Raw genomic sequence first — 22,313 nt, 5'->3', positions numbered from 1 at the left:
CGAGGCCGGCTGACCCCGAACCGCCGTCACAGAGTTACGCGCGTTGGGTAGACCCGAAACGTGTGAGAAAATGTTTCTGAGAGTTTGTCGTGAATATCGGGGGGATGGCTCATGCAGGGTGAGCACCGGGGAACCGCCGCACCGGACACCGGTGAAGTCGGAGTCGTCGGCAGCGCGCGTGCTGAAGCGACGGTGCCGCAGCGCCGCCGGCGAGCGGCAGCGGCTTTCGTAGACGCCTTCGCGTGGGAAGCGGGGGTGCTGCTCGCGGTCGCGCTGCGCTTCGAGTTCGAGATGCCGCTGCCGGGCTGGCTGGCCACCCTCGCCCTCGGCACGGTCGCGGCGGGCATCCATGTCGCGAGCGGCTACGCGAGTAAGCTCTACCGCGGTCGGCACACCTACGGCTCGTTCGACGAGGTGCGGCTGCTGGGTGTGATCGTGCTGGCGATCACGATGGTGCTGGGCCTGATCATCGTCGTCTTCGGCGGCGCCGTGAACGTGCCGCGCGGAACGATGTTCCTGGCCGCGCCGATCGTGCTGCTGCTGACGTTCGGCGTTCGCTACATGGCTCGACTCATGCTCGACCGCTCGCGCAAACCGGGCGACGACGCCGAACCCGCGCTGATCATCGGGGCCGGATATCTGGCCGACCGGCTGCTGCACAACATGACCACCGACCCGACCTCGCCCATCCGGCCCGTCGGGCTGCTCGACGACGACCCCGCGAAGAAGAACCTCGTGCTGCGGGGCGTGCCCGTGGTGGGGCGCACGTCGGGCATCGCCGAGGCCGCAGAACGTACCGGCGCCACCATGGTGGTCGTGGCCATCGGCCAGTCCGACAGTGTCATGCTTCGCACCATCAGCGACCGCGCCGAACGCGTCGGACTGCGGGTCGCCGTGACGCCCTCGCTCAACGCCCTCACCTCGGGCGAGAAGGCGGCGACCGATGTGCGTGACATCAGCATCGAAGACCTGATCGGCCGCCACCCGGTCGACACCAACGTCGAGCTCATCGCGGGGTACATCACCGGCAAGCGCGTGCTCGTCACCGGCGCCGGTGGGTCGATCGGTTCGGAGCTCTGCCGTCAGCTCGCGAAGTTCGGTCCGAGCGAGCTGATCATGCTCGACCGCGACGAGACGGGTCTGCAGATCGCGCAGCTCGCGGTTTCGGGGCACGGTCTCCTCGACACGAGGGATGTCGTGCTGGCGAACATCCGCGACGCCGCGGTCATCCACGAGATCTTCGACGACCGTCGCCCCGAAGTGGTGTTCCACGCCGCAGCGCTCAAGCATCTGCCCATGCTCGAGCAGTATCCCGATGAGGCGTGGAAGACCAATGTGCTCGGTACCCTCAACGTGCTGAACGCCGCGATGAGCGTCGGCGTCGAGCACTTCGTGAACATCTCCACCGACAAGGCCGCCAACCCGACGAGCGTGCTCGGGCATTCCAAGCGGGTGGCCGAAAAGCTCACCGCGTGGGCCGCAGCAGAGACCGGCGCAAACTACGTGTCGGTGCGGTTCGGCAACGTGATCGGCAGCCGCGGATCGATGCTGCCGACCTTCCAGACGCTGATCCGCGAGGGAAAGCCGCTGACAGTGACGCACCCCGAGGCGACGCGGTACTTCATGACCATCCCCGAGGCCTGCCAGCTCGTGATCCAGGCCGGTGGCATCGGGCGGCCCGGTGAGGTGCTGATTCTCGACATGGGCGAGCCGGTGTCGATTCTCGAGGTGGCCAAGCGCATGATCGCGATGTCGGGCAAGCACATCGAGATCATCTTCACCGGGCTGCGCAACGGCGAGAAGCTGCACGAAGAGCTCGTCGGTGACCGTGAGAACCTCGCACGCCCCTTCCACCCGCAGGTGTCGCACACGCGCGCCGACCCGATCAGCCCCGAGCGTCTGGACAAGGCGGGGTGGCACGCACGTATGGCGACAGAGCCGCGCAACAACGACACCTCGGTGATCGAGCCCCTCAACCTGGACAAGGCTTCATCGAATGGCTGAACGCATCTACATGTCGTCTCCCGACATCACCGATCTCGAAGAGCAGGCGGTCGTCGCCGCCATGCGCTCGGGCTGGATCGCCCCGCTCGGCCCCGACGTCGACGCCTTCGAGCGCGAGGTCGCCGAGCGTGTCGGCGTCGCGCACGGCGTCGCCCTCAGCTCGGGAACAGCGGCGCTGCACCTCGGCCTGCTGACGCTCGGCGTGGGGCCTGGAGACGTCGTCATCACCTCGACGATGACCTTCGCTGCAACAGCCAACGCCATCGTTTACACCGGTGCAGAGCCGTACTTCGTGGATGCTGAGCTCGCCACCGGCAACATGGATCCCGACCTGCTGCGGCAGGCGCTCACCACGCTTCGCGACACGGGAGAGAAGGTCGCGGCGATCGTGCCCGTCGATCTACTGGGCAAGGCCGTCGACTACACCCGCATTCTCGCGATCGCCGACGAGTTCGGCGTGCCAGTGCTCGCCGATGCCGCCGAGTCACTCGGCGCCACGCATAAGGGGAAAGCCGCCGGCAGCTTCGGTCGCGCGTCGATCGTGTCGTTCAACGGCAACAAGATCATGACCACGTCGGGCGGCGGGATGCTGCTGACCGACGACGAAGACTTCGCGAAGCATGTGCGCTACCTGGCCACCCAGGCCCGGCAGCCCGTGGTGCACTACGAGCACACGGATGTCGGTTACAACTACCGCATGAGCAACCTGCTCGCGGCCCTCGGGCGCGCGCAGCTTTCGCGGCTTGACGAGATGATCGCGCGTCGCCGCGAGATGCGTGAGCTGTACAAGCAGCTGTTCGCCGACGTGGACGGCGTCGAGGTGTTCGGCGCCGCGGGCGACGAGAACGACAACGTGTGGTTGACGTCGATACTCGTGGATTCGGCGGTCACCGGCTGGGAACCGGCAGAGTTGTCTGCCGCACTCACCGCAGAAAACATCGAGAGCCGCCCGCTGTGGAAGCCGATGCATTGCCAGCCGGTGTTTAAGACACGCCGAGGTCTGACAAACGGGGCGTCCGAGCAGCTCTTCCGTCGCGGTTTGACGCTGCCGAGTGGTTCTGCGCTAACAGCGGAGCAGCGCGCGCATGTGATTGCTGCCGTCGTGGAGTTCTTGCAGGGATGACCGGACCATGCTCGTACGATGCGATCAAGCGTGGACTTGACATCATTGCCTCTGCTGCGGGTTTGGTCATCCTTTCGCCAGTGATCGCAGCTACTGCACTGCTTGTCGCGGCGAAGCTCGGCAGGCCGGTGATCTTCGCTCAGGAACGGCCCGGCAAGGACGGGCGCATCTTCACGCTTTACAAGTTTCGCTCCATGCGCGCCATCGATGAGTCACTTGGTTGGATGACGGATGCTGATCGACTCACGCCGTTCGGTATTCGCCTTCGCTCGACAAGCCTCGACGAGCTGCCGAGCTTGTGGAACGTGCTGCGCGGTGACATGAGCGTAGTGGGGCCCCGGCCCCTGCTGGTCGAGTATCTCGCACGGTACACACCCGAGCAGGCGCGCCGCCACGAGGTCCGGCCCGGTATCACCGGTCTCGCACAGGTGACCGGTCGCAACGCCATCTCCTGGGAGAACAAGTTTGAGCAGGACGTGCGCTACGTTGACCGGCGCAGTTTGGCTCTCGACCTGCGCATCGTGGCAGCCACTGTGCGATCCGTGATCAAACGAGAGGGCATCTCCGCGAAAGGGCATGTGACGGCGAAGAAGTTCGGAGATCATGATGACTGAGCAGATCGTCGTGATCGGGGCCGGCGGCTTCGGACGCGAAACGCTCGACGTAATCGAGGCTTCGCGCGCGGCGGGAGCGAACATCGTGCTAAGTGGCGTTGTAGATGCCAGCCCTCGAGCCGTCGATCTGCAACGCCTCGCCGACCGCAACGTGCGCTTTATCGGCGATGAAGAGGCGTTGCTCAATGAGGCTTCGAACGAGACACGTTTCGTGGTCGCGATCGGCAGACCTGCACTTCGCAGGGCAGTAACAGCGCGGTTGCTTGCTGCAGGGCTGCAAACAGCGACTGTCATCCACCCGAAAGCGGTCGTCGGCTGGGGTGGATCGATCGGGCTGGGAGTCGTCGTGGCCTCGGGGGTTCAGATCTCGACGAATGTGACGATCGGCGATCATGTGCATCTCAACCCGGGAAGCATCATCGGGCACGATGCGGAGCTACGCGACTACGTGTCGGTCAACCCGGGTGCCGTTGTGTCGGGCAACGTCGTCGTTCGGCGCGAGACAATGCTCGGGGCAGCTTCCGTGGTCCTTCAGGGAATCGTCGTAGGAGCGGAAGCGACCGTGGGAGCAGGGGCGTGTGTGACCAAGGACGTACCGGCCGGTGCCACAGTAGTCGGGATCCCCGCGCGCCCAATGGGAGCGTCATCATGAGCGAAAACTTGAGAGTGCTCCTCGCGGTCCAGCCCTCGGTCAGCCACTACCGTGCACCGTTCGTGCGTGCGCTTCTCGCTCAAACCGAAATCGACTTCGAGCTCGTCGGACGGGTGAATCATTCTGCCTCTGCGACGGCTGATCCCGTCGCAGCATCGGACGCGGTGCTCGAGCACGTGCAGGAACTGCGGAGAGTTCCAGTGCTTCGCGCACTATATTGGGATCGCGGATTGGTGGGAGCGGTATGCCGGACATCCGCACGGGCGATCGTCATCGAGGGGAATGTTTACGGGCTGTCGAACTGGGTCGCAATCGCAATCGCCCGCATCCGTCGTCGCAGGGTGGTGTTCTGGGGCCACGCTTGGAAGCGCCCGGAGTCTGGCGTGAAGCTCGCATTGCGCAAGTTCTTCTATAGGTGTGCAGATGCGCATCTCACCTATGGAAACTGGGCTGTCGCATATGCGGCCTCCGTGGGGCTCGAGTCAAACAGATTTATTCCGGTCTACAACAGCATCTATCCTGGAGACGTTATTGCGGCCCAGAAGGTTCGTGATTCGCGGCGCACGCAAAGTAACACTCTTCGGCTGATGTACTCTGGTCGCCTGACTCCTCGCCACTGTGTTGACCGTCTGATTGTTGCTGTCCGCGCCCTTTCCGCAGAAGGATACGGTGTTCATCTCGACATCGTCGGCGATGGGCCTGAAGCCACGCGATTGCAGGAGCTCTCGAATGGCTCTATGTGCATTACCTTCCACGGCGCTGTGTACGATCCGTATAAACTGCAGAAGTTGTACGGCGACGTAGAGTTTGCCGTTTCGCCCGGGGCTTCTGGGCTCAACGTGATTCAGGCACTCGGTTTCGGTGTGCCGGTTGTCGCGGCGGAGGGCGATCCACAGAGTGGGCCGGAGCTTGAGGCAGTGCGACATCGTGAGACCGGCATTTTGTACTCGGCCTCGCAAGGCGTGAATGGGCTCAAGCGAGCGCTGGTTGTTGCCAGCCGGACTGACAGCTTGACATACCGGCGGCTCTCGGAGAACGGGATTCGCGTAGTGAAATCTCGCTATTCCGCCGATATTCACGCGCGAGCGGTCGTGGCTGCCCTCGTTTCGATGCTCGATGAGTGAGTCGGAGGATCCGGTCTCGGTGGAAGGACAGCGCAGTTGCGCAGCTCGCGCCGACGAGGAAATAAACCGCTACTTGGGCCTTGCGCGAGGATCTTATTCACTGCCGGACCCTGATAATGAACATGTGTGTAGCCGAGCGTCACGACTCCTGCGAACGGGCGTCGCCCATGGAGGAGGCGTAGGCCAGATGACTGACGTTGCTCAACGACAGGGTGGACTATCCTCAACGGTCGGCATTTCAGCCTTCCTTCTAGTGCGTCTACTCCTAGTGTTTTTAGGCTCTACATGCCTCATTCTGTTCATGGTCGGGTGTCGCGACTATGTGGTGCCGCCTTATGACTATTTCAACTTCGGGAGGCTGGGCTTCTCTGTCGAATACACTAAAATCGCTGTCCTATCGATAATTCCGATGGTGCTTGCCCCTGAGTAGAGTGGACGAGGGTAATGACGAATCTATACCTAGCTATTTTTGGACGATCCTCCAGCTGCAATGTCGATGCATCTTATTCGTGGCTGGCTGGCGGAATCCGCCCAGCTATCATTCACGCGGAGGCGTGCCCATGAGCTTCTCTTCGCTGATCCGCCGGTTGATTGCGGCGCTTCCCGCGCCAGCGGCGCGCCGGTTGCTGTATCTCCACCGGTTTCATCGATTTCCGAACACGCGGTTCCCGCGGACTTTTCAAGAAAAACTGAATGTCCGCATTCTTCGCGACCGCAGAATGCTTCTGGTGGAGGCTTCGTCCAAGGTTCTGTCGAAGGAATACGCCTCATCGAAGAATATTCCTGGTTTACGGATCCCGCGTACCTACTGGCATGGCCGCAATATCGGGGACATGCATGGCCGTGAACTCGATTTCAATTGGGTCTTGAAGCCCAGTCATCGCAGTGGCGGCGTCGAGCTGGGTCTGCGAGGCAAGTTCGATGTCTCGGCGTTGCGCTACGCGCCAGAAAAGCTGCTGAGAGAGAGAGAGTATCGCACGTCGAAGCTTTGGGCGTATCGGGAAGCTCCTCGGGAGCTGCTCCTTGAGGAGAGGATTGGAGGCCCCGAAGAGTCTCTTTCCGACTACAAGTTCTTCGTGTTCGATGGCCGAGTCCAGATGATACAGCTCGATTCAGGAAGATTCGGGTCGCACACGCGAGTGCTGTATACACGAGAATGGGTTCCTCGTCCAGAGGCTTTTGGTGTGCCTCGGGGTACTCCGCAAGCGCCTCCACCTATTCTGACGAAGTTGTTGGATATTGCGGAGGCGCTGGGTGAAGACTTCGACTTTGTTCGCGTCGATCTCTACGTCTGGGAGGGGGAGGTTTACTTCGGCGAATTGACGGTCTATCCCGGCGGTGGATTGTCGCCGTGGCCTGAAAAGCTCGATGCGGAGATGGGGTCTCACTGGATTCTGCCGCAGTCGTTGACAAGCTCGCCAGAGAGGTGATGGATCGTGCGGAGATTGGTGGCGTCCGTGGCGACCATCCGGGTCATCTCGTCGTTGATTCAAGCGGTCACTTTACTTGCACTTACTCGCGTTCTAGGTGCTCAAGAATTTGGGCAGTTCGCCGCGGTGAGCGCGAGCGGCGCTATGGTTGCGGTGCTTGGCGGATTGGGGTTGAGTTCACTCGCATTGCGAATCTCCGCTTTTGAAAATCCGCGCGGGGTTGCCGCCTCTATCGCACTGTTGCGTTGGCCGATCGTGTTCAGCAGTGCCACTTGTACGGGGTTGGTGGCGTATGTACTTCTTGGACATACAGCGCTCCTCGCCATCACGGCTGCTGTCCTGTACGCGGCCTCAGAGTCGATCGGTGAAGCGGTCGAGTCTCTGCTGTACGGTTCATCTCGTGCTGCACGAGCGCAGGTCGCCATGGTCGCGCGGCGTCTGATCATGCTCCTTGGTGTAACCTGTGGTTTTCTCATGAACGAGACACTGGTGGGGGTAGTCGTGGCCGCCTCCACCATCTGCGTCATAGCCGGCGTGTTCTTGAAGGGCACACTAGCGAGTCCTGTCCCATTTCGCCTTATAGCGCGCGCGTCAGTTCCGTTGTGGTCTGCAACTGTGTTGGCAAAGCTCCAAACGTTGGATGTCGTTGTGGCGTCGATGGCCCTGAGTCCCGCGCAGGCCGGTATCTACTCGGCGGCGGCAAGAGTGTCGAGTCCTCTCAATACGTTCGCAGTAGCGGCGTTGTCGGTGCTCACGCCGCGGCTCGCAGATCGTCACGCCGTCGACGCGCGGGAAGGACTATTCCGGCAGTCGCGCCGGTCCATGTGTATTCTCGCTATGCTCTTGGGTGCGCTCAGTCCGGTAGTTGGGTTTACCGCCGAGTTCGTGCTGGGCCCCGACTACATCGGCGCTGCATGGGTGGCGACAGTCCTCACCATCTCCACCGCTGTCGCAGCAATCACACAAGTGTACGTTTCTCACTTTTTCGCTGCCGGCGACGGCTTCACCGTCGCGAAAATCAGAGCTATCCTGATGCCGAGCGCTCTCGCAGTCGGATTCATTGCTGGCGCTGTTGTCGGGCCGCTTGGGCTGGCCGTCTCCATGCTAGGTGCTCAACTCTTGCTCTGGCTGATGCTCGCGTCGGCTCATCGACGGACTCAAGGCGGCACCCGAGAACGGTAGATCGCTCTGCTCATCGCCTGCTCACGGGGAGGGTGATCGCTCTGCTCCTGACTACGTTCGTCAGCATCATCGAAGAATAAGAGTCAGACGAGCACGCGGTCGCCAGTACGATGATCGGGTGACGCGAACCACTGATTCCATCGGGGATCGACCCGTGAAGACTCAGCGACATCGATTGCCGAAGGACGAGCGAACCCGCGTCTCCCTTGCGCCCTACTTCCTGCTAGGGCTGGTGCTGCCGATCGACACGGTCACGGGTGTCCCGCCTATCCTGTTCGACCTGCTCCGCTACGGATTGGCTATCGTGATTGTGCTGTCCGCCCGATCACGCCCCCGCGGGCGCAACTTGAACACCCTGCTGAGCTTCGTGACCCTGCTGCTGATGACCTCGGGCGCGCTCGCGATCGTCAAGAGCATCGTTTTCGACAGCGATTTGTTCACAGGTGCCGTGGCTTTCGTTTCGCCGCTCGCGGCGTTCCTCGTGGTCAGAAAGATGTATCACCACCGTTGGATCATGCTGGGATTCGTGGCCGGTTGCGCGCTGAGCGCCATCGATATCATCCTTCAGGTCAATGGGCTCCCGTACTTGGGCGTCCCAAGTGACTGGGGCTTCCGGTACTCAGGGTTCAGCTTTAGTAGCACGAAGGTCGCGCCCTTCCTCGCGGTCGCCCTTTGCGTCGTCATCACGCGCTGGGCGTGGGCCGAGCAGCGAGCTGTGCTGCGGGTGCTGTTGGCGACGCCGCTTCTCGTGGCCTTGTTCTTCTCTCAGGGCCGGGTCGGTGTCGCGGGCCTCCTTGCGGCGCTGACGGTGTTTGGGTTAACGATCCTGGCTCGCCGACCTCTGGCCGGACTCGGACTTCTGCTTGTCGGAATCCCCGCCCTCCATTTCAGCGGCGTGTTTTCCGCACTGCTCGACTACGTCTTACGATCTGACGTGCCAGGGGTGACCGATTTGTCATCCGGGCGCGGCATCCGCAACTCAGCAGCCTGGGATGCCTTCTCGGCCGGCGGGCTTCTTGGCGTCGACCCAGCGACAAGGCAGTACCTCAACCCACACATCGCGCCATTGACGTCAGGAGTGGACGTCGGCCCATTCGGCTTCTTCGCCACCAGCGTCGTGTGCCTCTTCCTCGCCTACATGATGTTCTTCGCTTCGAAGCGAATCCCCATGGTTTTCCGAATGATCGCCGCCGTCGCTCTGGCTACGGCTTTCATCGAACCGAACGGCTTCTTCGTAGGCTTCAGCGGCACTCTCCTCGTCGCTCTGTGCTTCGCACAGTTTGCGCACATGGGCGAAACTAGCAACGGGTGGGCCGGGCCAGCGGGGACTGCTGCACGAATAGGTGACATCTGATCTGGCTTGCCCGTGGGGGTGGGCCTGGGAGGATGTTGCTGTGCCCAAGCCCTACCCGAGCGAGCTCCGTGACGACGTGGTTCGCGTTGCCCGGGGTCGCGAGCCTGGCGTGACCATCGAGCAGATCGCGAAGGACTTCGGTGTCCACCCGATGACGCTGCAAAAATGGCTGCGCCGCGCCGACGTCGACGAGGGCGCCAAGCCCGGTCAGACCCGCCCCGAGGCTGCCGAGATCCGTGAGCTGCGGAAGCGGAACCGGCTGCTCGAGCAGGAGAACGAGGTGCTCCTGACTCGCCCCGGCATGTCCGGAGAGTGTTTTGCTGGTGTCAGCCGGCTCTCGTGACCGGTTCGTTGCGAGCGTAGTCGAGTTGCTCGACCTCGAGGGGTGTGAGGTCGTCGATGGAGCCGTGGGTGCGTTCAGTGTTGAACCAAAGCGCCCAGGACGCGGTCGCCGCCTCGACCTGATCGACGTCCCGCCAGGGACCCTCGTGGTGGATGAGTTCGGACTTGTAGAGCCCGATCTGCGACTCCGCGAGCGAGTTATCGTAGGCGTCACCGACGGACCGGACCGAGGGGTCGATGCCTTCGTCGACGAGCCGATCGGTGAAAGCTATTGACGTGTAGACGCTGCCCGCATCGGTGACGGCGCTCGCTGAAGTTCCTCAGTTTTGCTCGGCGGGTTCCAGGGATCGTCGCTACACCTGAGGTAAATGGGTGGGTATGAGATCTGGTTCAACGCGTCGTCCAGGACGGCAGCCGATGGTGGACAAGCAGCGGTCGTTCACGAAGTTGCTTCAGCAGGGAGTGTCGATCTCGGAGGCGTGCCGGCGTCTCGGGATCGACCGCAAGACTGGGCACTGGAGGAAGAACGGCGGCGCAATCGTCACCTCCAAAGGCACGCGGATCGTCGAGCCGGTCATCGGGCGGTTCCAGGGCAAGGCCGAGTCCGACCGGTATCTGAGTGAAGCCGAGCGAGTCGTCATCGCCGACGGCCACCGGGCGGGGAAGTCGGCGCGCGCGATCGCGACGGAGCTGGGGCGAGCGGTCTCGACCGTCGCTCGGGAGCTGACGCGCAACCGTGCCAGCGATGGTGTCTATCACCCGATCGCGGCGCACGCGCTCATGCGAACTCGCCGCCCGCGTCCGAAGCCTCGAAGGCTGGAGATGGACGCCGCGCTTCGGGGCTGGTGCAGAAGCATCTCGACGAGCATTGGAGTCCTGAGCAGATCGCGCACGAGCTCGCGACGCAGCATGGATCGCCGATCGCGGTGGAGACGATCTATCAAGCGCTTTACGCGCCGACCCGCGTGATCGCGCGGGATCCGCGGACCGTGCTGCGCACCGGGCGCCCGCATCGACGTCCTCGCCGCCGCGGTGATCAGCGCCGGCCACGGTTCATCGTGCCAATCACCCCGATCGACCAGAGACCAGCCGAAGTGTTGGAACGGGTCGAGCCTGGCCAGTGGGAAGGCGACTGCATCGTCGGCGCGTACAACCGGTCCGCGATCGGCACCCTCGTCGAGCGCACTTCCCGGTACACGATCCTGCTCCACCTCGACGGCGAATCCCGATCGGGCGCCGTCCGGGACCAGCTCATCGCAACGTTCAGCGCGCTCCCGCCGCAGATGCGGCGGTCGCTGACGTGGGATCAGGGCAGCGAGATGAGCCACCACCACACCGTCGCGGAAACGGTCGGCATGCCGGTCTACTTCTGCGACCCCGGCAAGCCCTGGCAAAGGCCCTCGAACGAGAACACCAACGGGCTCCTACGCGACTACTTCCCGAAGGGCACGAATCTCCGCGTCCACACGGCCGAGGACCTCCAGCAGGTCAGCGGTGAGCTCAACCGGCGACCCCGCAAGACGCTCGGCTGGAAGACACCACACGCACTCTTCGCTAGCCGTCAGCAGAGAGCCGTGTAGCGACGACCGCTGGAACCCGCCGAGCAAAACTGAGGAACTTCAGCGAGCGCCGACAACTCGAGGATGAAGTCCCGACTGGCCGTCCAAGCGCTCGAGAACGCGGTCGCGATGCGCGGTGATGTCGCCGGTTGCGTGGTTCATTCGGACCGAGGATCTCAGTTCCGAAGCCGAAAATTCCGGCGCGCGCTCACCCGTCATCACATGGTCGGAAGTATGGGCAGAGTCGGGTCGAGCGGAGACAACGCCGCCATGGAAAGCTTCTTCGCGCTGCTGCAGAAGAACGTCCTCAACCGCCGCTCCTGGACCACTCGCCGAGCAACTGCGCATCGCCATCGTCACCTGGATCGAACGGACCTACCACCGCCGCCGACGCCAGCCCCGCCTGGGCCGTTTGACGCCCATCGAGTTCGAGACCATCACGAACACGACCGTCGCACTGGCGGCGTGACTACAACCTGTCGCCTATTCGTGCAGCAGTCCCTAGTGATAGTCGTGCGCAGTAGGAGCGGTCCTACCCGGTGAGTCGGTTATCGCGTGACGAGCTCACGCTCTCCAAAACATCAGCAAGGCGAGCGGCCAGGTCGTCCCTTGAGAATTGGCTCTTGGCAAGCGCCAATGCTTGCTGGCCGGCCTCGAGGAGACGTGAGGAGTCCTCAACGAACTCGACTAGCTGTCGTGCCGCCGCCGAATAGTCATGCCTGTCGAGAACAAGGCCGACGCCCCGCTCCTGGATCAGCTCCGCCTGCCAGCCTCCATGGTTAATAGCAATGGAGCGCCCGGCAGCGAGAGAGTCAAAGAACTTATTAGCGCTGTTCGCGTTCATTGCTGCATTGTCTGTGACGACTGATGTGGTGATGTCCGCGGCAGAGAAGAATGCCGGGATCTCGTTCTTGGGCACGGGCCGCATAAGCCGCACAGTAGTGTTGAGGAGACCCTTACGGGCCGCAAGGTCGCGAATGTTCTCCTCCCGGGCACCGGTCCCCATGATCGCGAAGACTACTTGCGGGTTCAGGGATCGCGCCTCGGCCGCGACGTTGACCAGGTACTCGACCTCGTTCGCGGCACCTAGCGTCCCGGCGTAAACCACCAGTGGGACGTCACGAGCAATTTCGTGGGAATCACGCCAAGCAACACCGGCCGACTGATCGACATCGAAAAGGCCGACATCGGCGGCGTTGGGGATGACCGTCACGCGATCGGGCCGAGCTCCGTGAAGACAAGCCTCTTCTTTCATGCCGGGGGAAAGGGCGATGATGTGGGCCGAGCGGCGGTAAGCCTTGCGTTCCAAACACCGCGCCAGGAACTGAGCGACGGGATTGCGGAGGTAACCCAGAGCTATTGGGACACTTGGCCAGGAGTCGCGGATCTCAAATACTAGGGGAGTTCGACGAAAAGCGACCGCATACCACGCGGGCACGAAAATCGTCAGAGGTGTGCTTGTCGCGAAGACGACGTCTCCTCGTAAGCGTCGGGCTTGACCTGCAGCCGCCATCGCGAACGTCGCGAAGGCCTTCAATCGACTCGCGGCGCTCATGTCGTTGCTGTAGGGCACATGTCGCCAATGCACAGTGAAGCCCTCCACCGCGGTCGTGGACCATTTACCCGACGTACGTTCGCCGCGCTCGGATGTGACGATGTGAACATCGTGCCCACGCGCGGCCAGCCGTCGCGCGAACTCGTATGAACGCGTGCTTCCGTGCTGCTCGGGCGTGTTGAAGTACTGGTGCAGGTAGACGATCCGCATAGAACCTCCTCTATTGCGGAAAGATCAGAGACGTGTCACACGATCGCCCGCGGCGACGTTGCGGGTGTCGAGAACCGGGGTGGTCGTTCCGGAGATCACCGACAGATCGAAGTCGTCATGGTCGGTGACCAGGACAGCGACATCCGCTGAGTTCAGTATGTCCTGACTGAGGTCGACCCGCTCGACGTCCATCGGCCAACGGTGTTCCACGACGTGCGGGTCAGCCGCGATCAGGGTTGCGCCGCGCTGCTGCAACAACGGGAGAAGCCGAAGACCCGGCGCCTCTCGCACGTCTCCGGTGTTCTTCTTGTAAGACAGTCCGATGATCAGGACCCGAGCACCGTTGAGAGCCTTCTTGTCGTCGTTCAACATGTTCGTGAGACGTTCGACAACGTAGTTGGGCATATGCTCGTTCACGTCGTTGGCTAACTCAACGAACCGGAACGACTGTCCAAGCTGCTGACGCACTTGCCAGGAGAGGTAGCTGGGATCTACAGGAAGGCAGTGGCCGCCCACGCCGGGGCCCGGGGTGAATTTCATGAATCCGAACGGCTTCGTGGCGGCGGCGTCGATCGACTCCCACACGTTGACGCCGAGCTGATTCGCGAACACCGCCAGCTCGTTGACGAGGGCAATGTTGACGTGACGGAACGTGTTCTCAAGCAGTTTCGTCAATTCTGCCTCGCGGGTTCCCGAAACCGGCACAGTCTGATCGATGATGCGGTCGAAAAACCCCTTAACCCGCTCGAGGGACTTCTCGTCGATTCCCGATACAACCTTCGGCGTAGTCTTCAGATTCCAGCGCTGGTTGCCGGGGTCGATCCGCTCCGGAGAGTAGCCAACATGGAAGTCGCGACCAGCGGTGAGCCCGCTACCTTGCTCGAGGATCGGAATCAACAGCTCTTCGGTGGTCCCCGGATATGTCGTAGATTCGAGGATCACTGTCGCGCCCGGCGTCAGGTGGTTCGCGAGCGAGCGGCCTGCCTCCTCGATGAAGGAGAGATCGGGGAGCGTCTCGCGCAGCGGGGTCGGCACGCTGATGACGGCCACATCAAAGCTGGCCGCGTCCTCGTAGCTTGTAGATGCGAGGTAGCGGCCGGTGGACAGGGCCGCAGACAGCTCTTCGTTGCTAATGTCTTCGACAAAGGAAACCCCGGCTGCCAGCGCAGTGACGCGTCGCTCATCGATATCCAGGCCTACGACGTTAAAACCCGCGTCGACGGCTCGCATGGCGACGGGAAGGCCCACATATCCTTGACCAATGACGACGACCTTCTGAGGCTCGGACATGAACACCTTTCGGTAGGAGCGTGCGCTGCAGCGTGCGGGACAGCATACGCCAGCATATAGAAGCGGAAGAGTCGCTCGTGCACGTCGGCGCAGAAGGTGCGAAACCGCCGATGTCGCTCGCAGCGGCCGTGACCGTTGCAGTTCGGCGCAGTTGCTGCTCGGCACGTCATTGCCGGAGAAACTGCTTAGACAGAACCAGTTCTCACTGCGCTACACCTCCACTGGAAGTCTGGTCCGACGCGGGTGGTACGACTTCGCTCGATGAGGTCGCGGTCTGCGTCGCTCCTGTCAACGCCATGACCAGATGACTGTGCCGCAATTTCGTCCAATGCACCATTCCGGCGGAAGAGCCGGCGACTGGACTTCGGTTGCTGGCTGGCTGGCTGGCTGGCCGGCTGCGCGATGCTATCGCTGCTTACTTCCGTTGTTTCGTCCTCGTGAGATCAGCGCCTCCGGCCATGCGCTAGAGCCTCGAGCGGGGCTACTCTCGATCGGTGCGCACGCCGTAACAGGGCTCGGCGCGGGTCGAGTTCGGCGGCGTCGAAGGTGACCGCCGATCCGTACGCGATCGGGGGCCCGCAACGTGACTTATCGGCTTGATTAAGCGGACCTCCGGGGCATTCGCCCGGCTCCTTGTCGGACTCGCTACTCGCTCGACTCGGAGGCGTGTGCGAGGAGCGGTGTGGGCGCGCTGCCTCAACGCCGACGGAACACTTTCGCCTGAATCGTGACCAACAGCCCTCCGACGGCGGTACCCGCGGTGTTCGCGATGACATCCGAGATGGCGGGGAACCGCGAGGGCAGCATCGTCTGCACTGATTCGATCGTCACCGTCATGGCGAGGCCCACTAGGGTGATCATCCACCACGGCACCCGCGGCCAGCCCCAGCGCAGCAGCACGCCCAGCGGCACGAACAGCGCGACGTTGGCGAGGAACTCCAGGAGGGCATAAGACTGAAGCTGCGGCACTCGCGCATCGATCCAGCTGGCGAGCGCGTCGACGACGCCCGTGACTTTGCCTGCCTGTGAGGCAGGCAGCAGGGTGATCAAGAAGACGCTCAGCGCATAGGGCCCGAGCAGCAGGTTCGGCAGCACGCGCATCACCGGAGGGCGGCGTCGTGCCGGGGGTGCCCACGCGTAGACCCGTGCGCGCTGGCGCTCGGGCGTTCGGGTGGGGGCGGTCATACCGTCGAGCGTAGCGACGGTGCCTGAGCGTTGTCGCCGCGCCCCGGCATCCGTCGCCCTGCCGCCGATACGATGTACCGCGTGACCGCCATCGATCCGACGCTGCCGCTGTCTCCGTATCGCGAGATCGACCGCGCCGATTGGGCGCGCCTCGCCGCGGGGATCGATCAGCCACTCACCGAGACCGAGGTGGTCGGCATCCGGGGTATCGGCGACCGCCTCGACATCACCGAGGTGCGCGAGGTCTACCTGCCGCTGAGCCGCCTGCTCAGCTTGTACGCCAGCTCGACACGTGAGCTCGGCGCGGCGACCAGCGCGTTTCTGCAGGAGAGCGACACGACGACCCCGTTCGTCGTCGGCGTGGCAGGCTCCGTCGCCGTCGGCAAGTCGACCATCGCCCGACTGCTGCGCGAGCTGATGAGCCGGTGGCCGGGCACCCCGCGCGTCGAGCTGGTGACGACCGACGGCTTCCTCTACCCGAACGCCGAGCTCGAGCGGCGCGGGCTGATGGATCGCAAAGGCTTTCCTGAGTCGTACGACCGTCGATCGCTCATCTCGTTCCTCACCGAGGTGAAGAGCGGCGCGGCCGAGGTGCGCGCTCCGTTCTACTCGCACATGCGCTACGACATCGTGCCCGACGCGCACGTCGTGGTGCGCCGCCCCGACGTGGTGATCGTCGAAGGGCTGAACGTGCTGCAGCCGCCGCCCGCCCCCAACGACGTCGCGGTCAGCGACCTGTTCGACTTCTCGATCTTCGTCGACGCCGACGTCGCGCACATCGAGCGCTGGTACATCGACCGCTTCCTGGCCCTTCGGCAGAGCGCGTTCAGCAACCCGTCGTCGTACTTCAACGTGTTCGCGCATCTCAACGACGACGAGGCGGTCGCGACCGCGCTGGGGTTCTGGAACGAGATCAACATGCCCAACCTCGTCGAGAACGTGATGCCCACCAAGCACCGCGCGACGCTCGTGCTGCGCAAGGGCGCCGAGCACGCCGTCGAAAGTGTGCAGCTGCGCAAGGTGTGACGCACCCGCCTCGGGCTGCGCACGGCCCTCTGGCCCCCAGCTGATCATCTGAGTCTCGGGCGACTCAGCCCCAGGATCATCGCCCCCACCAGAGGGCCGTATCGCACCAATCACGCTATTCGCCAATGAGCGCCGGCGGGAGCACCCTGACGAAGTCCTCATGATTTCTCGCGCTGATCTTGCGCTGATCTTGAGGAACGGCACTTCGTCCGTTGCATCTGCCCGGTCTGCCTCGCGACGTCATCCATAAACGGGTGATTTGCGGGGTGAATTCCTCCGCCGTGCCCCGATCCGCTGCGCGCTGTCGTCCACCCTTGCTGTGACCCCGAGCGCCCTGCGTCAGCACCCGACGCCATGGCGGTCGCCTGCGCTGGGGGTCTTTCCAGCGCGCCCACGCGCGTGACACCAGGGGAGGCAAACTTGAGATCTCGTGCTGCCTATGCACACCACCAGCCGGACCACGGCTCGCTGAGACCGCACCAGCGTTGGCGGGCGCGGATGAAGAAAATCGTCAGCGGAGTGGCGAGCACTACCCTCGTCGCCTCGTCGTTCATCTTCGCCAGCACTGTCGCCGCCCCTCCGGCGGCGGCGGCCTCGCCCTTCGTGTGCGAGGCAGGCTCGGTGTACGTGCAGAGCGACTCCGAGGTGCGCGAGTTCCGGGTGAATCCCGCAGGGGGCGGGCGCCTCGACACCACCGGCATCGGCACCGGCCACTCCGACAACGGTCTGGGCATCTCGTCCGGTGGGCGTTACGCCTATACCGTCACGAACTCGGCGCGTAACAAGACCCTGGCCAAGCACGACACGGTGCAGAACGAGACGTTCCCGACACGGTTCACACTCGATTCCGCTGTGTTGCGCGGTGCGGTCAACCCCATCACCCAGGTCTACTACTTCGCCAGCAGCACCAGCGATGGCGCGATCAAGCTGTTCGCCTGGAACGAGCAGGTCACGCCGGCCGCAGTCGTGCAGGTCGGCACGCTGCGCCCGTCTGCCGGCAGCGCGGCGTTCGGCCGCAACGGCGACATGGCGTTCAGCGCATCCGGGCAGCTGGTGCTCGTCGCCGACCAGTACATCTACTCCGCCGACGTCCCGCGCACGCTCACCTCGAGCACCGCGAGGATCGACGCCAAGCAGGTGCACGACATGGGTAAGGGCGTCGAGGGCAACGGCATCGCCTTCGGCAATCTCGGCCGCATCTTCGTCTCGGTGCAGTTCACCTCGACCAGCGGTCGCATCATCGAGGTCGACTTGCCTCGCGGCCGCGAGGTGAGCAAGACCGACATCGCCTTCGGCCCGACCGATATGGCCAGCTGCACCTTCCCCAACACGCTGACTCTGAAGAAGGATCTGCCCGGTGGGCGCCAGGCAGCGACCGACCAGTTCGGCCTGCGCATCGACTCCCCGGCCGGCTACCTGGTGCCCCGCACCACGGCCACCACCCGTGGAAACACGAGCGGGCTGCAGCCCGACTACGCCGGCCCCGTCTTCGTCAACCAGGGCGACACCTTCACCCTCACCGAATCGGCGGTCGGCACCACCGACCTCGACCGGTACGATGCCTCGCTGACCTGCGAACAGGTGAGCGACCGGGGCACCGTCCGAATCCCCGTCAGCGGCAACACCGTCACCCAGCCGTCCGGTCCGCTCGGCACCGACGTCGTCTGCACCTACACCAACGCCAAGCTCACCCCCGACCTCGCCCTGCGCAAGAGCGCAGACCCGGCGTCCGGCACCGCCGTCGTCGCGGGGCAGACGATCACGTACACCGTCGAGGCCGAGAACACCGGCAACACCGTGCTCGACCCGGTGCGTGTCACCGACGACCTCGCGGGCGTGCTCGCGAACGCCGAGTACCAGAACGACATCGTCACCACGATCGACGGCACCGCCGTCAGCACCGGCGAGGCTGCCGTCACCGGCGACACGCTCTCCTGGACGGGATCGCTCGAGCCCGGACAGATCGTCGCCATCACCTACTCGGTCGTCGTGAACGACGACGTCGAGGGTGAGACCATCGCCAACCGGGTGACCGCGTCGGGAACCCCGCCCGGGCCTTTCGCCCCCATCGAACCGCCGGCCGTGACCACCGAGCACCCGGTCGCCGGCTTCGAACTCACCAAGACCGCCGACCCGGCATCCGGCTCGGTCGTCCAGCCGGGTCAGACGATCCGCTACACCGTGACCGGCACCAACACCGGTGCCACCGCGCTCGCACCCGCACGCATCACCGACGACCTCAGCGACGTGCTCGCGCATGCCACCTACAACGACGACATCGCCACCACGATCAACGGCGCTCCGGTGACCGAGGGCGCGGCGACCATCTCCGGCCCGGCGCTGAACTGGGACGGCACGCTGCCGGCCGGCGCGACGGTCACGATCACCTACTCGGCGACCGTCGCCGACGACGCCTCAGGCGAGGTGCTGCGCAACACCGCCTCCGGCACCGCTGTGCCCAGCACGCCCGACCCGGCCGACCCCGACGGGCCGCCGCTCACCGGCGAGCCCATCGAACCACCGGCGGTCACCACCGAGCACCCGGTGATCGGATCGGGCTTCACGATCAGCAAGAGCGCCGACCCGGCGTCCGGCACCGCAGTCGAAGCCGGCGACACCATCACCTACACGATCACGGGCACGAACACGGGCGACACCGTGCTCAAGCCGGCCGAGATCGTCGATGACCTCTCGAAGGTGCTCGACAACGCCACTTACAACGACGACGTCACCGCCAGCGCGGGCGACGTCGAGGTGGCGGGCGACACCCTCACCTGGAGCGGGTCGCTCGCGCCGGGCGCATCGGTCAGCATCCGCTACACCGTCACGGTGAACAGCGGCGTCGACAGCGCCCTGCTGAAGAACACCGCGACCGGTTCGGCCACCCCGCGGATCCCCACCGACCCGTCCGACCCGAACAGCCCCACCACACCGGGCACGCCGATCACCCCGCCGCGGGCGCAGACCGTGCATCCGGTGGTCGACACCGGGCTCACCGTCGCCAAGACCGCCGACCCGGCATCGGGCACGGCCGTGCAGGCCGGCGACAGCATCCGCTACACAGTGACCGCGGTGAACACCGGCAACACCGTGCTCGACCCGGTGTCGATCATCGACGACCTCTCGACAGTGCTCACCAGCGCCGACTACAACGGCGACGTCGCGGCCACGCGCGGCACCGCAGCTGTGAACGGCAGCGTGCTCGATTGGACCGGCGCGCTCGCCCCAGGTCAGCGCGTCAGCATCACCTACTCGGTCACCGTGCACGACGGCGCCACCGGCGTGCTGCTGCGCAACACGGTGACCGGCGAGGGCACGCCGCTGATCCCGGAGGACCCGACCGACCCGGACAGCCCCACCACCCCCGGTGAGCCGGTCGGCCCGCCGCCCGCCACCACCGAGCACCCCGTGGTCAACCCCGGCTTCACCGTGACCAAGACCGCCGACCCGGCCTCGGGCACGCGGATCGACCCGGGAAGTGTCATCACGTACACCGTCACCGCCACCAACACGGGCGACACGGTGCTCGACCCGGCGAGTCTCACCGACGACCTCTCCGAGGTCACGGCGCACGCCGCGTACAACGGCGACGCCACCGCGTCGATCGGCAAGGTCGCGGTCGCCGGCGACGCACTCACCTGGACGGGCGTGCTGGCTCCGGGTGCGCAGTCGGTCATCACCTACTCGGTGACCGTGGACGGCGCTGCCGGCGGCGAGATCGTCCGCAACGCGGTCGACGGCACAGCGACCCCGCTGCTGCCGACCGACCCGACCGACCCGAACAGCCCGGTCGCCCCTGGCACACCGCTGAAGCCCCCGACGGTCGTGACGGAGCATCCGGTCAACGAGCCCGGATTCACCTTCGCCAAGACGGTCGACCCTGCCTCGGGCACCGCGGTCGACCCCGGCCAGGTGCTGACCTACACCCTCACCGGCGTGAACACCGGCGAGACGGTGCTGAACCCGGTGCGGATCGCCGATGACCTGTCGAAGGTGCTCGCAACCGCCGTCTACAACGACGACGCGGTCGCGACCATCGACGGCGACCCGGCCCCGGCAGCAGCCTTCGACGGCAGCGAGCTGAGCTGGGCGGATGCGCTCGAGCCCGGGCAGACCGTCACCGTGGTCTACTCGGTGACCGTCGGCGCGGATGCGATCGGCGAGGTGCTGCAGAACACCGCCACGGGCACGGCCACACCGCCCGGCGGCAACGAGCTCACCCCGCCGCCCAGCACCACGCTCACCCCGGTGAACGTGCCCGGCTTCTCGGTGTCGAAGAGCGCCGACCCCGCCAGCGGCGCCCGCGTCGACCCGGGCAGCACCATCACCTACACGGTGACCGGAGTGAACACCGGTGAGACCGCGCTCGACCCGGTCGAGATCGTCGACGACCTGTCGGCCGTGCTGACGCACGCCCGGTACAACGGCGACGCCTCGGCGTCGATCTCCGGTGGCGCGAGCACAGCGCTCGACCTCGTAGGCGACACGCTCATCTGGCGTGGCGCGCTCGCGGTGGGAGAGAGCGTCACGATCACCTACTCGGTCACCGTGAACGCGGATGCCGGAGGAGAGCTGATCGAGAACACCGCGACCGGCACCGCGACCCCGCCCGGTGGGGTTCCGCCGATCGAGACGCCGCCGGCGACCACCGTGCATCCGGTCAACGAGCCCGGATTCACCGTGGCGAAGAGCGCCGATCCCGCGACCGGGACGCGCGTCGACCCGGGCAGCGTCATCACCTACACGGTGACGGGCGTGAACACCGGTGAGACCGTTCTCGAACCGGTGACCCTGACCGACGACCTCAGCGGAGTTCTCGTCGGTGCCACCTACAACGACGACGCGATCGCTCGCATCGACGGCGCGGATGCCACGGCTCCGACGGTCGTCGACGGCACGCTCACCTGGCAGGGAGCCCTCGGAATCGGGGAGCGGGTGACGATCACGTACTCGGTGACAGTGCAGGGCGACGCCGGCGGCAAGACGCTCGGCAACACCGTCACCGGTGTGGCCGAGCCGCCGGGTGGTGCTGAGCTCACCCCGCCGCCGGCGGTGACCGAGCACCCCGTGGGCATGCCCGGCTTCACCTTCGCGAAGACAGCTGATCCCGCATCCGGCACGGCGATCGCGACCGGCAGCACCGTCAGGTACACCCTCACCGGGGTGAACACCGGCGAGACCGGCCTCGACGAGGTCGTCATCACCGACGACATGTCGGATGTGCTGCGCCACGCTGCGCTGCGCGGCGAGGTGAGAGCCGTCGTCGGCGATCGCCTCGTGGCAGCTCCCGTGGTCGAGGGCAACGTGCTCACCTGGCGAGGAGCACTCGGCCTGGGCGAGACCGTCAGCATCACCTACGCAGTGACGGTGCACGACTCGGCAGCGGGCAAGACGCTGAAGAACGTCGCCGCGGCGGAAGCGACGCCTCCCGGTGGAGACACCATCAGCCCGCCCGAGAGCGGCACCGAGCACCCCGTGCTCACGCCGCTCGCGCTCACCGGTATGCAGCTGACGCCGTGGGCCATCGGCCTCGCGATCCTGCTGCTGCTCGGCGGGGGAGTGCTGCTGGTGATGCGTCGCCGCGCAACTCACGCCTGACCCGAACCCGAATCGGCCCCGGACTGCAATGCAGACCGGGGCCGATTCGGCTGTCGGCGGCCGAG

The 22,313-nt window shown here is 64.7% G+C and carries 15 protein-coding genes and 2 pseudogenes; 13 read left to right on the top strand and 4 right to left on the bottom strand.

The features are described 5' to 3' along the window. Positions 1-111: 111 nt before the first annotated feature. From V2S05_RS11195 to V2S05_RS11155, 9 genes are all read left to right on the top strand, one after another. Positions 112-2,004 (top strand): polysaccharide biosynthesis protein, encoded by a 1,893-nt coding sequence (locus tag V2S05_RS11195; RefSeq protein ID WP_413635396.1) that lies wholly within the window; start codon positions 112-114, stop codon positions 2,002-2,004. Next, on the top strand, positions 1,997-3,127 hold the full coding sequence (locus V2S05_RS11190) for a DegT/DnrJ/EryC1/StrS family aminotransferase (RefSeq protein ID WP_413635395.1): 1,131 nt from the start codon (positions 1,997-1,999) through the stop codon (positions 3,125-3,127). The genes V2S05_RS11195 and V2S05_RS11190 overlap by 8 nt, the downstream gene beginning before the upstream one ends. Then, on the top strand, positions 3,124-3,741 hold the full coding sequence (locus V2S05_RS11185) for a sugar transferase (protein WP_413635394.1): 618 nt from the start codon (positions 3,124-3,126) through the stop codon (positions 3,739-3,741). Before V2S05_RS11190 ends, V2S05_RS11185 begins: the two co-directional genes overlap by 4 nt. Beyond that, a complete protein-coding gene (locus V2S05_RS11180) occupies positions 3,734-4,393 on the top strand; it encodes an acetyltransferase (RefSeq protein ID WP_413635393.1) in 660 nt (219 codons plus the stop codon). The genes V2S05_RS11185 and V2S05_RS11180 overlap by 8 nt, the downstream gene beginning before the upstream one ends. Next, positions 4,390-5,517, top strand: coding sequence for a glycosyltransferase family 4 protein (locus V2S05_RS11175; protein WP_413635391.1), 1,128 nt, complete (start codon positions 4,390-4,392; stop codon positions 5,515-5,517). Before V2S05_RS11180 ends, V2S05_RS11175 begins: the two co-directional genes overlap by 4 nt. Before the next feature lie 560 nt (positions 5,518-6,077). Beyond that, positions 6,078-6,947 (top strand): ATP-grasp fold amidoligase family protein, encoded by an 870-nt coding sequence (locus tag V2S05_RS11170; protein WP_413635389.1) that lies wholly within the window; start codon positions 6,078-6,080, stop codon positions 6,945-6,947. A 27-nt stretch (positions 6,948-6,974) separates the two neighbouring features. Then, positions 6,975-8,129: a lipopolysaccharide biosynthesis protein gene (locus V2S05_RS11165; protein ID WP_413635388.1), complete on the top strand. Its 1,155-nt coding sequence runs from the start codon at positions 6,975-6,977 to the stop codon at positions 8,127-8,129. A gap of 154 nt (positions 8,130-8,283) precedes the next feature. Further along, positions 8,284-9,483 (top strand): hypothetical protein, encoded by a 1,200-nt coding sequence (locus tag V2S05_RS11160; RefSeq protein ID WP_413635387.1) that lies wholly within the window; start codon positions 8,284-8,286, stop codon positions 9,481-9,483. A 40-nt stretch (positions 9,484-9,523) separates the two neighbouring features. Then, positions 9,524-9,826: a transposase gene (locus V2S05_RS11155; protein WP_413635385.1), complete on the top strand. Its 303-nt coding sequence runs from the start codon at positions 9,524-9,526 to the stop codon at positions 9,824-9,826. Here the strand turns inward: V2S05_RS11155 and V2S05_RS11150 are convergent. Continuing rightward, entirely contained in the window at positions 9,810-10,064 is a 255-nt protein-coding gene (locus tag V2S05_RS11150; protein ID WP_413635928.1) for an integrase core domain-containing protein, read from the bottom strand. The genes V2S05_RS11155 and V2S05_RS11150 overlap by 17 nt on opposite strands. 139 nt (positions 10,065-10,203) lie before the next feature. Between V2S05_RS11150 and V2S05_RS11145 the strand changes: the two are divergent. Next, positions 10,204-11,405: pseudogene (locus tag V2S05_RS11145) on the top strand (IS30 family transposase). A 54-nt stretch (positions 11,406-11,459) separates the two neighbouring features. After that, a pseudogene (locus V2S05_RS11140) lies at positions 11,460-11,853 on the top strand (transposase); the annotation flags it as partial. Positions 11,854-11,916: 63 nt separating this feature from the next. Here the strand turns inward: V2S05_RS11140 and V2S05_RS11135 are convergent. The 3 genes from V2S05_RS11135 to V2S05_RS11125 all read right to left on the bottom strand — a co-directional run bounded on the left by V2S05_RS11135 (position 11,917) and on the right by V2S05_RS11125 (position 15,624). Further along, complete coding sequence (locus V2S05_RS11135) at positions 11,917-13,149, bottom strand: glycosyltransferase family 4 protein (protein WP_413635384.1); 1,233 nt, start codon at positions 13,147-13,149, stop codon at positions 11,917-11,919. 24 nt (positions 13,150-13,173) lie between these two features. Next, positions 13,174-14,439: a nucleotide sugar dehydrogenase gene (locus V2S05_RS11130; RefSeq protein WP_413635383.1), complete on the bottom strand. Its 1,266-nt coding sequence runs from the start codon at positions 14,437-14,439 to the stop codon at positions 13,174-13,176. A gap of 696 nt (positions 14,440-15,135) precedes the next feature. Then, positions 15,136-15,624 carry a VanZ family protein gene (locus V2S05_RS11125; RefSeq protein ID WP_413635381.1) on the bottom strand — a complete coding sequence of 163 codons (489 nt, stop codon included), beginning with the start codon at positions 15,622-15,624 and terminating at the stop codon, positions 15,136-15,138. A 72-nt stretch (positions 15,625-15,696) separates the two neighbouring features. Here V2S05_RS11125 and coaA point away from each other — a divergent pair, with 72 nt between their 5' ends. Together coaA and V2S05_RS11115 are read left to right on the top strand one after the other, a co-directional pair. Further along, positions 15,697-16,650: a type I pantothenate kinase gene (coaA, locus tag V2S05_RS11120; protein WP_413635926.1), complete on the top strand. Its 954-nt coding sequence runs from the start codon at positions 15,697-15,699 to the stop codon at positions 16,648-16,650. Between the two features lie 519 nt (positions 16,651-17,169). After that, positions 17,170-22,248, top strand: a complete 5,079-nt coding sequence (locus V2S05_RS11115) for an isopeptide-forming domain-containing fimbrial protein (RefSeq protein ID WP_413635380.1) — start codon at positions 17,170-17,172, stop codon at positions 22,246-22,248. Positions 22,249-22,313 lie beyond the last annotated feature (65 nt).

The organism is Microbacterium sp. OR16 (assembly GCF_047306725.1).
Taxonomy (GTDB): domain Bacteria; phylum Actinomycetota; class Actinomycetes; order Actinomycetales; family Microbacteriaceae; genus Microbacterium.
The sequence above is the reverse complement of the archived record's forward strand: the minus strand, read 5'-3'. Positions and strand labels throughout refer to the sequence as shown.